Raw genomic sequence first — 456 nt, 5'->3', positions numbered from 1 at the left:
TGAATGGCCGGATGACAGGCACCTCGGGCGATGTGTGCAAGCACGCCGCCCGAGGTGCCTTTTTTGCTTGCGCGGCGCCGCGGCTTCAGTCGCGCGGCAGCCAGGCGCCGTGAAAGCCCGCCGGGATCCGCACCGGCAGATGCACGGTCGCCACCGGCTCGGCATCGAGCCGGCGCGCGTCGAGCACCACCACGTCGCTGGTGTCGGTGGCCGCGCGGTACACGCAGGCGAGCACCCAGCCGTCGTCGTCCTCGCTCGATCCCGCGAGCGGCACGAACACCGGTTCGCTGTTCTGGTCGCCGGGCGGCACCGCGTGGCGCATCACCTCGCCGGTGAGGACATCGAGGCGAACGATGCCGCGCATCTCGTCCAGGCTCGGCTGCTCGACCGCGTAGCAATAGCGATAGGCGCGGCCGGTGCGGCGCTTGTCGATGCGCGGCAGCTCCAGCGCCAGGT

Annotated in this window: 1 protein-coding gene; it reads right to left on the bottom strand. The window is 71.3% G+C overall.

Translation table 11 applies throughout. From position 1 onward, the window contains the following. Positions 1-85: 85 nt before the first annotated feature. Positions 86-456, bottom strand: a 371-nt coding sequence (locus FQ746_RS33260) for a carotenoid oxygenase family protein (protein WP_144114057.1), incomplete at its 5' end; no start/stop codon positions are given.

It is taken from the genome of Paraburkholderia sp. BCC1886 (genome assembly GCF_900996245.1).
Classification (GTDB): Bacteria; Pseudomonadota; Gammaproteobacteria; order Burkholderiales; family Burkholderiaceae; genus Paraburkholderia.
This window is presented reverse-complemented; position numbering and strand designations above follow the sequence as displayed.